Source organism: Streptomyces sp. NPDC055632 (genome assembly GCF_053618675.1).
On record NZ_JBSHHY010000010.1, the window covers coordinates 200,735 to 213,160 of the forward strand.

Annotated in this window: 9 protein-coding genes, 1 tRNA gene and 1 pseudogene; 3 read left to right on the plus strand and 8 right to left on the minus strand. The window is 73.2% G+C overall.

The genetic code is table 11. From position 1 onward, the window contains the following. Positions 1-324 precede the first annotated feature (324 nt). Positions 325-1,383, plus strand: a complete 1,059-nt coding sequence (locus tag ACWGSR_RS16360) for a PucR family transcriptional regulator (protein WP_453567035.1) — start codon at positions 325-327, stop codon at positions 1,381-1,383. Between the two features lie 10 nt (positions 1,384-1,393). Here ACWGSR_RS16360 and ACWGSR_RS16365 read toward each other — a convergent pair. From ACWGSR_RS16365 to ACWGSR_RS16390, 6 genes and pseudogenes are all read right to left on the minus strand, one after another. Then, positions 1,394-3,304: pseudogene (locus tag ACWGSR_RS16365) on the minus strand (NAD-binding protein). A 218-nt stretch (positions 3,305-3,522) separates the two neighbouring features. Next, positions 3,523-3,990: a S26 family signal peptidase gene (locus ACWGSR_RS16370; RefSeq protein ID WP_453567037.1), complete on the minus strand. Its 468-nt coding sequence runs from the start codon at positions 3,988-3,990 to the stop codon at positions 3,523-3,525. Then, entirely contained in the window at positions 3,987-6,047 is a 2,061-nt protein-coding gene (locus ACWGSR_RS16375; protein ID WP_453567039.1) for an ABC transporter ATP-binding protein, read from the minus strand. The genes ACWGSR_RS16370 and ACWGSR_RS16375 overlap by 4 nt, the downstream gene beginning before the upstream one ends. Positions 6,048-6,055: 8 nt before the next feature. Next, on the minus strand, positions 6,056-6,655 hold the full coding sequence (locus ACWGSR_RS16380; RefSeq protein WP_453567040.1) for a TlpA family protein disulfide reductase: 600 nt from the start codon (positions 6,653-6,655) through the stop codon (positions 6,056-6,058). A 168-nt stretch (positions 6,656-6,823) separates the two neighbouring features. Next, complete coding sequence (locus ACWGSR_RS16385) at positions 6,824-7,351, minus strand: MauE/DoxX family redox-associated membrane protein (RefSeq protein WP_453567042.1); 528 nt, start codon at positions 7,349-7,351, stop codon at positions 6,824-6,826. 105 nt (positions 7,352-7,456) lie between these two features. Further along, entirely contained in the window at positions 7,457-7,657 is a 201-nt protein-coding gene (locus tag ACWGSR_RS16390; protein WP_376230853.1) for a hypothetical protein, read from the minus strand. A 420-nt stretch (positions 7,658-8,077) separates the two neighbouring features. Here ACWGSR_RS16390 and ACWGSR_RS16395 point away from each other — a divergent pair, with 420 nt between their 5' ends. Together ACWGSR_RS16395 and ACWGSR_RS16400 are read left to right on the plus strand one after the other, a co-directional pair. Continuing rightward, positions 8,078-8,380 carry a trypco2 family protein gene (locus tag ACWGSR_RS16395; RefSeq protein WP_376230852.1) on the plus strand — a complete coding sequence of 101 codons (303 nt, stop codon included), beginning with the start codon at positions 8,078-8,080 and terminating at the stop codon, positions 8,378-8,380. Positions 8,381-8,419: 39 nt separating this feature from the next. Further along, positions 8,420-12,007, plus strand: a complete 3,588-nt coding sequence (locus ACWGSR_RS16400; protein ID WP_453567044.1) for a trypsin-like peptidase domain-containing protein — start codon at positions 8,420-8,422, stop codon at positions 12,005-12,007. Positions 12,008-12,115: 108 nt separating this feature from the next. On the opposite strand, the gene ACWGSR_RS16405 is transcribed toward ACWGSR_RS16400, so the two are convergent. Next, positions 12,116-12,189: transfer RNA gene (locus ACWGSR_RS16405), tRNA-Pro, on the minus strand. A gap of 53 nt (positions 12,190-12,242) precedes the next feature. Next, positions 12,243-12,426 (minus strand): hypothetical protein (locus ACWGSR_RS16410; RefSeq protein WP_453567046.1); only part of this gene is annotated, 184 nt, incomplete at its 5' end.

A 12,426-nucleotide genomic window follows, 5' to 3' on the forward strand; every position in this document is an offset into this window, starting at 1 on the left:
CCGGGAAACGTCCACGGGCCGGGAGGCGGGCACTGCCGCCGGAGCGGGCGCCGTCCGGGAGAAGGGCATCGGTCGGGGACTCACTCATCGTGCTCCCCCTCCCCTCGACGCGCGGTCTTCGCTGCCCGTCCCCGGCGTTCCGCCGGCGGACGTGCCCTCCGTGGAGCCATCGTGGCTCGGCCGTCCACTTGTTCGCATTGCCGGTTTCCGGCAATCTTGACGCGTCCTTGATGCCGGTGACCGCCCCTTGGCGGTGTCCGGCCCGCGTTCGGGTCCGTGCGTCGAGGGGGGTTCGAGCGAGGCACAGGGGCGGGGAGGACGCCGGTGGAACGAGTGGTGTCCGGGGAGTACCTGGAGGGGTACGGAGAGATCCTGGCGGGGGCCTCGGCGACGGGCCGGCGGCTGACCCGCGACGAGCTGGAGGCGCTGCGGGCCCGGGGCGAGCGGGCCGCCGAGGCCGGGATCGGGCTGCGCGCCCTGATACGGGCGCACCTCTCGGCCGCCGGGGAGCTGCGGGCGGAGCTGCCGCGCGCCGCGGGCGACCACCTCCTCGCCGTCGTCGAGCAGGCCGTCGACGCCTTCGCGGAGGGGCACGAGCGGGCGGGGATCCTGGCGGTGCGCCAGGAGGAGGCGTCGCGCCGCGAGTTCATCGACGACCTGCTGTACGGGCGGAGCGACCTCGGCCGCCTCGCCCAGCGCGCCGAGCGCTTCGACCTGCTGCTCGCCCACGCGCACGCGGTGGCCGTGGCGCAGGGCAGGGAGCCGTACGAGGACGGCGCCTCCGTCACCCGGGGCGTCGAGGCGTCCCTCGTGGCCCGGTTCGGCCAGCGGCGCATCCTGCTCACCACGAAGGAGGGGCGCCTCGTCTGCGTCGCCCCGGCCGACCAGCCGGAGGTGCTGTCCTTCTTCGCGAAGCAGGCGTACGCGGCGACCGACGGCGGACAGATCGCGATCGGGCGCCCCCACTCGGGCCCGGGCGGTGTCGTCCAGTCGTACGAGGAGGCCCTGAACGCCCTCGACCTGGCCGCCCGCCTGGACCTGAACGACCCGGTCCTGCGCGCCGCCGACCTCCTCGTCTACCCGGTCCTCACCCGTGACCGCCAGGCCATGGCCGACCTGGTGGTCAGCGTCCTGGGCCCGCTCCGGGAGGCGCGGGGCGGCGCCCGGCCGCTGATCGACACGCTCACCGCGTACTTCGACACCGGCTGCGTCGCCGCCGAGACGGCCCGGCAGCTCTCCCTGAGCGTGCGGGCGGTGACGTACCGGCTCGACCGCGTGCACCGCCTCACGGGCGCCGATCCGGGCGACCCCGCCCAGCGCTACACCCTCCAGACGGCCGTCATCGGCGCCCGCTTCCTGGACTGGCCGGACCAGGAGCTGTGACGGCGGCGCCTCACAGCCCCCGGCCGGAGGCGGGCGTACGGGACCGTTCGAGGAGCTGGGCGAGGCCGGCCCGGGTCGCGGCGATCACGACGCGGTCCTCGGGGCGCAGGACGTAGCCGGAGTGGAGGTCCCACAGGAGGCCCGGCGGGGCGTCGCGGTCGTGGGCGGCGGTGAGGTCGGGGCGGCGGGCCTGCGGGGCGGTGGTGTCGAGGGCGAGGACGCGCCAGGCGCCGGGCCGGAAGGCCTCCTGGACCGTGCGCCCCTCCAACTGGGGCTGTCCGGCGACGTCGAGCGCGGCGAAGAGCAGCACCCGGCGCTCGACGGGGATGGCGCCGAGGATCTGGCGGCCCATCATGGCGGTGGCAAAGGCGGGCGCGGCGAGGGTGGACACGCTGCGGCTGCGGGTGAGCGCGCCGGGGTGGGCGGCGCGCAGGGTGCGGTAGACGGCGGTGGCGAAGTCGTCGTCGTACAGGCGCAGGGCGACGAGCAGGTCGGGCGCGAGCGTGCGCGCGTACAGCGCGGCCTCCAGGTTGGTGGTGTCGGCGCTGGTGAGGGCGAGGAGCGCGTGCGCGCGGTGGACCTTGGCCGCCTCCAGGACTCCCTCCTGGGTGACGTCACCGAGGACGACCGGGACGCGCAGGCTCCGGGCGAGCGCGACGCCCCGGGCGTCGGGGTCGTCCTCCACGCACACCACGGGGATGTCGAGTTCGCGGAGCCGGGCCAGGACGCGGGTGCCGATCTTGCCGAGGCCGAGCAGGACGACGTGGCCGGCGAGCCCGCGCGGCGGCCGGCGCAGGGCGGCGGCGCTGCGTTAGGCGCCGAGGGCCTCCAGGGCGCCGGCGACGAGCAGGGGCAGCAGGGCGAGGCCGACGAACCCGGTGAGGAGCTGGAGGATCTGGCGGGGGGCGGATTCCTCGACGGCGGGGTCGGCGATCGCGAACAGGTCGAGCAGGGTGATGTAGACGGCGTGCAGCGCGGAGTCGTCGGTGACGAGCGAGGAGACGACGGCCAGGACGGTGACGGCCGCGACGACCCCGGCGAGGGCCCAGCGCAGCCGGCGCGAGAGGAGCTCCTTGAAGGAGGCGCCCCGGCTCGTGCGCCTGCGGGGCGCGGCCGGTTCGTGGGTGACGGCCTCCAGGACGATGGTGCCGCGCCCCGCGGCGGCCCGTACGGCGGCGTCGTCGGGGAGCAGCTGGGGGGCCTGCGGGCCGCTGCGGTCGGAGCCCTCGGCGCCGGCCGGGTCGGTGGTCGTGGACGACAGCAGGGCGAGGGTCGCGAGGCCGGGCGCGGCGACGTCCCCGGGGCGGCTGGGCAGCCGCTCGGCGGCGCGCAGCAGCAGTCCGTCGGCCTGGACGATCTTGCGGGTGCCGGCGACGGCGGTGGCGGCGAGCGCCGGGGCGGTGGTGTCGGCGTCCGAGAGTACGATCGTCGAGGTGTCGTGCCGGCCGCGGACGTTCTCGGGGACCGTGAGGTCGGTGGCCTGGTCGAGCAGCTCCGCCATGCGCCGGCCGAGGTTCCGGTTGTACATCCGCAGGACGAGCCGGATCCTCGGGTTGAGGCGGCGGGCGAGGAACGCGGCCCGCATGTTGGCCTCGTCGTCCTCGTAGAGCAGGGCGAGGGCCTCGGCCCGCGCCACGCCGACCTCCGCGAGGACCTGCTCGTCGGGCACGGCGGCGGTCACCTCCCGCACGCCCGGCCCCTGCCCGGCGTCCGCGCCGTTCCCCGGCAGCCCGCCCGGCCGCCCGACCGCCGCGCTCATCCGGCCGAGCAGCGCCGAGGCCCGGGAGACGCCCGCCGGCTGACCGGCCACCCCCTCGAAACCGACCGGCGGCGGCACGACCAGGGTGACGGCCTGCCGGTACACGTCGGCGAGCTCGACGGCGATCCGGTGCGCGAGCGCGTCGTCCCCGCACACGACCATGTGCCCACCGGTCCGCAACCGCCCGTTCGCCTGGGGCACTACGGTCATGGCCTCCCCCTCGCCTGCCGATCCCCGCTCCGGGCCCGCCCCGTGACACTCCGTCACGGACGGTGCCGCCGCGGGCCGGATCATGGTGTCACACGGGTGGAGGGCGGTTCATTGCCGGATCCGGGAAGACTTCGGCCGCGTCCGGCTGCCGCCGGCCGACGCGGTGGGCGTCAGCCCCGCGTCCGCTCGCGCGGTGCGGCCGGGTGGGATCGGCCCGGGCGGGCGAGGCGGCCGATCATGGTCCCGACGACGCTGTCGAGGGGCACCGGCCCCCATACGCGGGAGTCGGTGCTGACCTCAGGGTTGTCGCCCAGCACGACGATGCGGCCGTCGGGGACGACGCCGTCGCCGACCGCGGACGGCACCCGGTCCCCCGGGCGCGCGGCGACGCGCTTGACGACCAGCCCGCCCGGACCCGCCCCGGGGATGCGGTCGCAGCGCAGGACGACGACCTGGTGGACGCGGGGGCGTGCGGCCGGCGACGCGGCTCGCCTCACCAGGATGCGGTCTCCCGGCGCGAGGGCCGGGAACATGCTGGCGCCGTGCACCGTGACGGCGATCAGGACGCGCCGCGCCGCCAGGAGGCACCCGACGACCAGTGCCGCGGCGGCGATCAGGGCGACGGTGACCGCGGTCACCGCGGGACGACCGATCGAGCGTCCACGGGTGGCCGCGTGTCGGCCGGGGTGGAGGTGGTGGGGAGGGTGTCGACGGCGCCGGGGCTCCTGTCTCCACCCGGTTCACCGTCTCCACCCGGTTCACCGTCTCCACCCGGTCGGCCGTCACCACCCGGTCGGCCGTCACCGTCCGGCCCGCCGTCGGCGTCCGGTCCCGGCAACAGGGCCGGGGCGCCGGTCGGTTCCTGCGGCGCGTATCCCTCCGACTGGAGGCGGAACAGCCTCGCGTATGTGCCGTCCCGCGCGAGGAGTTCGTCGTGCGTTCCGCTCTCCGTGACGCGGCCCTCGCCGAGGACGACGATCCGGTCGGCGTCCCGGACCGTGCTGAGCCGGTGCGAGATGACCAGCACGGTGGCCTCGGCGCGCAGGGTGCGCAGACTGTCGTGGATCTCCCGCTCCGCCGCCGCGTCCAGGCCGGAACTCGGTTCGTCGAGCACCATCAGGTCGGCGTCACGGCGCATGAACGCCCGTGCGATGGCGACGCGTTGCCACTCGCCGCCGGAGAGCAGTTCGCCCACGGCCGCGCCGGCGGAACCCGCGGACGCGAAGATCCGGCTGAGCAGGGTGTCGTAGCCCTGTCCGAGCCGCGAGAGCCGTGCGTGCACCCCGGCCGAGCTGGCCGCCTCGGTCACCAGGTCCTCGCGTCCGATGTCGGCGACGCGGCCGATGCCGATGTTCTCCCCGGCCGTCAGGTCGTAGCGGCCGTAGTCCTGGAAGACCGCGGCGATCCGCTCCCTGAGGTCGGCCGGATCGACGTCGCGCAGGTCGACTCCGTCCCACAGGATCCGGCCGCGCGTCGGGTCGTAGAGCCGGCAGAGCAGCTTCACCAAGGTGCTCTTGCCGGTCCCGTTGACGCCGACGAGCGCTGTCACCTCGCCGGCCGCGAGGCTCAGGTCGACTCCCCGCAGGATCCACGGGGACTCCGGCGTGTAGCGGAACCACACGTCCCGCAGCTCGATGCGTCCGGTCAGGCGCGGCACCCGGTCGGGGCTGTCGGTGAGCACCAGGTCGGGTGGGACGTCGCGGAGGGTCCGGAAGAACGTGAAGGTGAGGGCCGCCTGGTACGCGGTGGAGGCCGTGGAGGCGAGTTGTGCGACGCCGCGCTGGATGCCGGCGGTGGCCGTCACGAACACCGACAGGTCACCGACGGTCAGTTCGCCTCGGCCGGCGGCGCGGACCGCCCAGAGCAGCCCGGCGGCGAAGACCGCCGCACCGAGCAGCAGGTCCGGCACGCGCTCGCGCAGATTGCGCAGGTCGGTGCCGCGTTCGGCGCGGACGACGGTGCGCAGCTCGTTCGCCGCCCGGTCGGTGAAGTAGCGCTGCAGGTTGAAGAGCCGGACCTCCTTGAGGGTGTCGGTGTCCGACAGCAGGCTCCCGTAGAACATCTCGCGGCGGCTGTTGCCCATCGTCTCGCGCAGCACCTCCGCACGGCGCCGCCCCGCCGCCAGCTGGGTCCGCAGCGCCGGCACCGCGAGGAGGACCGTGACCGCCCCGAGCACGGGGTTGATGACGAAGACGGTGATCAGGAATCCCGCGAGCAGCACCACCGCCTGGAGACCGCTGACCACCGAACCGACCAACAGGTCCGGTGCGTTGCCGGCGGCCTGCTGGGCGAGCCGCAGCCGGTCCTGGAAGGCGGGGTCCTCGAAGTGCCGCATGCCCGGCAGCCGGTTGACGCCGTCCAGCATCTCGTCCTGCACCCGCACGCGCAGGGCCCGGGTGCTCTCGCTGCGCAGGAACTCCGAGGCCGGGGTGGTCAGCGACGTGCCGAGCGTCGCCGCCACGAGCAGCAGCGCGACCGGCGTCAGCGAACCGCCGCCGGGGGTGGTCAGCCGGTCCAGGAGGCTGCTCACCAGCAGGGCCGCCGCGGTGGGCAGCAGGCCCGCGACGACGCTGACCGCCACGTACGCGCCGACCGTGGCCGGGCTCGACCGCCAGGCCAGGGCGAAGGCGGCGGCCGCGGAGCGCAGCGCTTCGAGGGTGCGGCGACGCGTGCCGTCGCCCGGTGCGGTGTCCACGGCGGTGCTCAGACCGTCTGGGGCGCGAGTTCGGCGGGGTCGGCGAACAGTTCGGTCGCCGACTCCCGGTGGGTGATCCGCCCGTCCGCGCCGATCTCCACGTAGCTGGGCCAGCGGACGATCCCGAAGGCCTCGGAGGCCAGGCTGACGCCGGGCCGCAGGGTGGGGTCGTTCTCGTCGTCGGCCTCGACGACGACGCGCGCCACGGGAGAGAGGATCTCCACGAGGTCGTCGGCCACCTTCCCGGCCCCCTTGATCACGGCGACGACCCGGTCGCGCCCGCCGGGGACGGTGGAGGCGATCCGCGCGAAGCCCGGAGCCTGCTCGCGGCACGGGCGGCAGGTCGTGGAGAAGAAGCCTACGGCCGCCGGTCCGGGGACATCCGCCTCGTCGATCTCCCCGTCGTGACGGGTCGTCACGCGGAAGGCCGGTACGGGCGATCCGTCGGCCAGCCGGTTCTCCGGCACCGTGACGGCGGCCTCCCCGGCGTTTCCGCCGTGGCCGTGGCCCGAGTCGGTGATGCGGCGGGCGAGCGCCAGGAGCAGAACCAGGTTGAGCACGCCGACGACGGCGTTCAGACAGACGACGACGGTGGTGGTGACGGACAACTGTGCCTCATTTCCGTGTGCTGGGGGTGGTCGGACGGCCACCGGTGCGGCACACGCGGTGCCGGTGTTCTCGACGGGGCGCGCCGCCGGTACGACGGGTGCGCCCGCGCGGGTGGTACGGATGCGGGCGGGGCGGGTGCGGGCGGTGCCGGGGCGGCGGGGCCGGTGTCACTGCGGCCGGGCGAAGAGACCGGCCAGGGTGTCGGTGGCGATCAGCAGGACACCGACGACGACCGCGATCGCCCCGGCCGCGAACGCGGCCGGCGGTTCGGGCGGCACCACGGCGTCCGCTCCCCGGGCCAGCGCGACGACCCCGAGGCCGCAGACGGCCAGCAGGACGCCGTTGCGCACCAGGTGGGCGGGACCCACGGGGGTGCGCGAGGCGCCGAAGCAGGCGCAGGAGACGTCGTCCTCCCTGCGGATCAGGACGACCAGCACCGCCGTGAAGGCCACGAGGAGCGCTCCGGCACCGAGGAACGCGGCGGCGCCCGTCGCACCGGGCAGCCAGATCAGCAGGGCCGCCGCCACCTCGGCGGCGATCACGGCCACGGCCGTGACGCCGGTGAGGCGCTGCGGGACGAAGCCCAGGTCCGCGACGGTCCGGCCGAGGTCACCGGGGGTGCGCAGTTTGCCGACGGCCGAGGTCAGCAGGGTCAGGGTCAGGGCGCACCGGGCGCCGAAGAGCAGGTGGTCCACGTCTCGCGTCCCCTCTCGTCCCGTGGTGCGGGCCGGAGTTCGATGCCGGCGGTGCCGGGCCCCGGCGACACGGAGGTCGCCGGGGCCCGTCGCCCAGCCGATCCGTCAGCAGGCTCCGTAGACCACGGTCACCGTGCAGGTGGGCTTGGCGGCGCAGTTCCAGGAACAGCAGAAGCGGGTGTACAGGTTCTCGCCCGAACACCAGCTGGAGCTGCCGGCCGGGCACGCGCACGCGGCCGCGGCGGTCTCCTGGGGCAGGACCCGCGCGAGGGCGCGGCCGGCGAGGGCGGACAGACTCTTGACCATGAGTTTCCTCCGGTTGCGTGGAGAGATGAAAACGATGGTGCGGGAGCTCCCTTGATCGTGCGCGGACCATGTAACGACGCCCCACGCGAAACGTCTAGACCAATAACCCCCTCCGGCCACTCCCGCCCCTCGCGGTTCGCCGCGAACGCCGCAGGTCGCACGCGAAGCACCCCAGGTCGGCGCTCCTTGATCACAGAATTGGTCTAGTCCATATGGTGATACGGGAAGGGCTCCCGCCGACCCTCCGGCCCGTCACCGGTGTTGCCGCGCAGGCGTGTTGCCGCCCGGCGTCGCCTCGGGTACGACACCGCCGCCGACGCCTCGACCGTTTACCATGATGGGATGATCACGTAGACCGCCTCCGCCACCGTCACCACACGGGCACGAGGGCGGCAGCAGCGGTCTGGAAGAGGGGGACTGGTGGAGATCGGCCTGGCGGAGACCATCAAGGCGTTGCGTGGTGAGTTGGCGCAGGCGATGGCGGACGGCGAGGGCCAGCCGGTCCGGCTTCGAGTGCAGTCCGTGAAGCTGGACGTACAGGTCGCCGTGACGGCGTCGGCGGAGGCTCAGGGCGAGGTCAAGTTCTGGGTGCTGTCGGCCGGGGGAAAGGCGACCGAGGGCGTCTCCACCACGCACACCCTGTCTTTGGAGCTCTCGGCCGAGACGGCCGACGGCGGCTCGGTCCTCACGGATTCGGGGCGTGGAGCCGTTCTGGAGGATTGACCTCGTGGATGAGTCGGCCCTCCGGGAGTGGTGTCGGCTGTGGCTGATGTGATCGCCGCGCAGCAGTCCTTGGAGCGTGTGGCCATGGTGGTGCGCCGTGGATCCGACGGCGTCCCTCGATTCGCCGCTTCCGGTTTCCTGCTCGCCTCACGACTGGTCATCTGCGCCGCCCACGGCTTCACCCGGCACGGTGACCGCCATGAGGTGAGAACTCCAGGGCAGTCGGCACAGAGGCTTCAGGTCACCGCGGTGCTACGGCACCGGGACCATGAGGTGGACCTCGCCCTCCTGGTTCTCGGGGAGGGCGGGCCCCTCGTCCCTCCCGCCCGGTGGGGCGTCCTGCCCCGAACCGCGGAGTCGGTGCCCTTCGTCGCGATCGGGTTCCCCGACCACGCGTTGCGTCAAGGCATTCCGAAAACGCGCCAGTTGGCCGGTTCGATCCTCCTGGGCTCCTTCCTGGGGAGCCACGAGATGGAGCTGTCCCTCAGCAGCCCTGCGCCGCTGGAATCGAGCGGGTCCCCCTGGCAGGGGGTGTCCGGGGCAGGGGTCATCACGCGAGACGGCGTTCTCGTCGGCGTGTGCACGAGTCATCACGTTCCGTCCGGCGCGGCGAGCCTCACCGCGACAGACCTCTCCCAAGTGTCCCGGGATCCTGAGTTCGTGCGCCTGCTGGCCGAACACGGGGTGGAGCCGGTGCCGCCGAAGGACATCGTCCCGACGCCGTTCGACCCAGCCGTGCGCGGCCGCGTACGCACCCATGCCGAGGTCATGCGGCGCCTGCTCGGACGCCGCAGCTTCCTCGATGAGGAACACCTGCCCTTCATCCATCCCGGGACGGACCACGCGTCGCACCCGGACCACCTGTTCGCCCGGCTGAGCACCGGCCGTTCACGAGGGGCGCTGCTGGTAGGACCAGCCGGTTCGGGCAAGACTCGGACGTGCTTCGAGGTCGCTCACCGAGCGGACCGCGCGGGCTGGCAGGTCCTGCACGTCCAGGCCGACAGCGCCGTGACCGTCGACGACGTGGCCGCGGCCATCGTCTCGTGCGGCCACCGACGGGTGTTGCTGATACTGGACTACCTCGACGCCTGCCCACAGGTCGACCTGCGCGTCCTCGCCGAAGTGCTGATCCCGGAGGCCAAGCAGCGTGGCGTGAGCGTGGCATGCCTGGCATCCGTGCGACCCGGATCCCTGCACACGGTTCAGCTCCGTGGCAGCAGCCGAGTGCTCGACGAGATCTACGTACGGGAAGACTGGCCGCACCAGTCCGCGGTCATCGACCAGATAGTCCGCCACACGGCACCCGAGACCGTGCGCCGGTGGGGGAACGAGGCGCTGTCCCGGATCTGCGGGCGGCGTCCGGTGATCGCGCTGTTGATCGCGCGGGCGATCGAGGAGCAGGGACTGGCCGAGCACACACCGGCGGCGGCGTCCGTCCGGCCTGGCGAGCTGCTGGACTGGCTGCGCGAGGGCATGCGCCGCGACGCGCTCGCCACGAGCCCCGCCCTCAGCCCCTCCTCCCTGGGTATGGCCACCCCTGCCGTCGAGCAGCTGGCCTTCACCGTGGCGGTCGTGGCGAGCCCCCAGCCTCGCGTGGTCGTCGAACAGGCCGTCGACACGTTCCTCACAGCGGCCGGTGGGCCGGCCGTTCCGTTCGGAGGGCGGCGCGTCGTCGACACGCTGATCTCCCTCGGGTGGCTCGATGAGGTCGACGGCCAGCTGGTCGTGGTCCACGACATCGTCACCGACGAACTCCTGTTGCAGTCGCTGATGCCTCCTCCCGGATGGAGCATCGACGCGGGAACCGCCGGTGCGCTCTTCGCCGCGTTCACACGGCATGCGCATACGTTCTTCTTGTTCACCGGCCATCTCCGGCGGCTGGCCGTCGACATGGCGGCGCACGGCCCCGCCCATCGGATCGCCGCCCTGGAACGCTTCTGCGGGGAATGGCTCGCGGCCCACATGAACCGGCTCGGCCACCTCTTGGCCGGAGCCGGTGACGACGGCGGCCAAGCGCTGCTGACGATGGTGACGAGCCGGCCCTGGCAAGGGTTCGACCGCTCCGTGTGGAACACCCTGGTTGCCCCCTGGCTCTCCCGCGCCGAGGCCGGCCACACCGCTCGGCCGTTTCTCACCGCCGCCCTGCGAGGTATGGACCCCGCTCCCGCGTTCCTCGTCGAGGCTTCCGTCGGATGGCTCGTTCGCCGGGGCGGACAGACCGACACGGAGTATCTTCTGCTCGCGCTGATGGAGCGCCCCGACCTTCCGCCGAGGACCGAGGACCTGGTGGTCGACTGCACCCTCGCCTGGGTGTCCTCCCGGCCCGACTGGCGTCACACGCCGGCGCTGCTGAAACGCCTGCTCGGCATGGACCACTCCGAGGACCGACTGGAGAGAGTGGTCACGGGCATACTGGCGTGGCTCACTCCTTACCGGTCCCTCGGAGTCGCACCCGTGATCCGCGGGTTCCTGCAGCGCACGGACATCGAGGCCGCCGCCCGCCGGAAACTCGTCGATCACGGCCTCGCGTGGCTGCGTTCCGATCTGCGCCCGGGCTCGAACATCGGTCCGGAACTGTGTGTTCTGCTCGAAGACGATCGCCTCCCGGACCCGGACCGCGCGACATTGATCCGAAGCGCACTGGACTGGCTGGAGAGGGGACGGGTACACCCGAGCACAGGTCGGGTCGTGCAGAGACTCCTCTCCACGGACGGGTGCCCGCCGGAGCTGCGTCCCAGGGTGATCGCCGTCGCACGCTGGTGGGCGACCGTGGGTCCTGCCGACCACCCGGCAGGCTCCCGCGTCCTGGGCACGTTGCTGTCCACCGACAGCATGGCGGACGCCGCCGCCATCCTCCTGGAACGGCTGAGGTCGCAACCTGACGCCGAGTCGGCCCCGGCCATACTCCTTCGCCTGCTCATCCAATGCGAGAAACTCACCCGGGACCAGGCTCGGACCGCCGTCACGCTCGCCTTCACGTGGCTCGACAGCCACCCGGAACACGAGGCGTTCGGTTCCGTACTGAGCTCCCTCCTGCGCGTACCGGACTTGCCGTCCGCACAGCTGGAGCGTGCCGTCCACCTCGGATGCACCGTACTCCTCGCACGTCCGGACGCCCACGTGCTCATGTCCGTCATGCTCAGTCAGCTCGATGGGCTGACGCGCGATCAGGCACGGTCCCTCGCGGACGTCAGCCTGCGGTGGCTGGCCTGCCACGGCGGCAAGGTCCAGCGCCCGGTGCTCGCCTCCTTCCTCACACGCCCCGACCTGTCCCCCGAACAGGCACGCGTCGGCATCGACATCGCTCTGGACCGCCTGAGCACCGACCGGTCGATAAAGTCCCGCTCCGTGCTCTCCGGCGTCCTGCGCCACCCGGCCCTCGACGAGGACCGGAGATCCCGCGCCGTCGACAGCGCCCTGAGCTGGCTCGAAGAGCACGGCATGAGGCCGAAGGCATGTCAGATCATTGAGGATCTGCTCGCTCTCCCGGCGCTCCCGCCCCTCCAGAGAGTCCAGGTGATGCGTCTGGCGGCCGACTGGTCGACCCGGCACGGAGACCTGCCGTACGCGGATCGCCTCCGCGCGACGCTCGACGCGGAAACGCGGCGCGACGCCCCGCGGGAATGACGCGGAGCCGGCTCAGGACCGTCCGTCCGGTGCCGACCGGCCTCCGACAATGATCGAGGGCCGTTTCAGATTGCTCTGAAACGGCCCCTGATCTGCGACTTCGAAAAGTCGGGACGACAGGATTTGAACCTGCGACCCCTTGACCCCCAGTCAAGTGCGCTACCAAGCTGCGCCACGTCCCGATGCGCGTCCTCGGCGGTTTGGTCCCGCGTCGGCGTGCAGGGGAAACATTACCTCACTGCGGAGGGTGGGACGACGCACGGGCTGTCACCGCGTCGGCGGTGAGGAGGGACGCGCCGCAGGTGGTGGCCAGGGCGGTCGCCTCGGCGAGGGCCTCGGCGGAGCCGGTGACCCGGGCCAGGTCGAGGCGGGCGCGGGCCTCCTCGTAGCGGGAGGGGGACGCGGCCAGGTGGTCGACG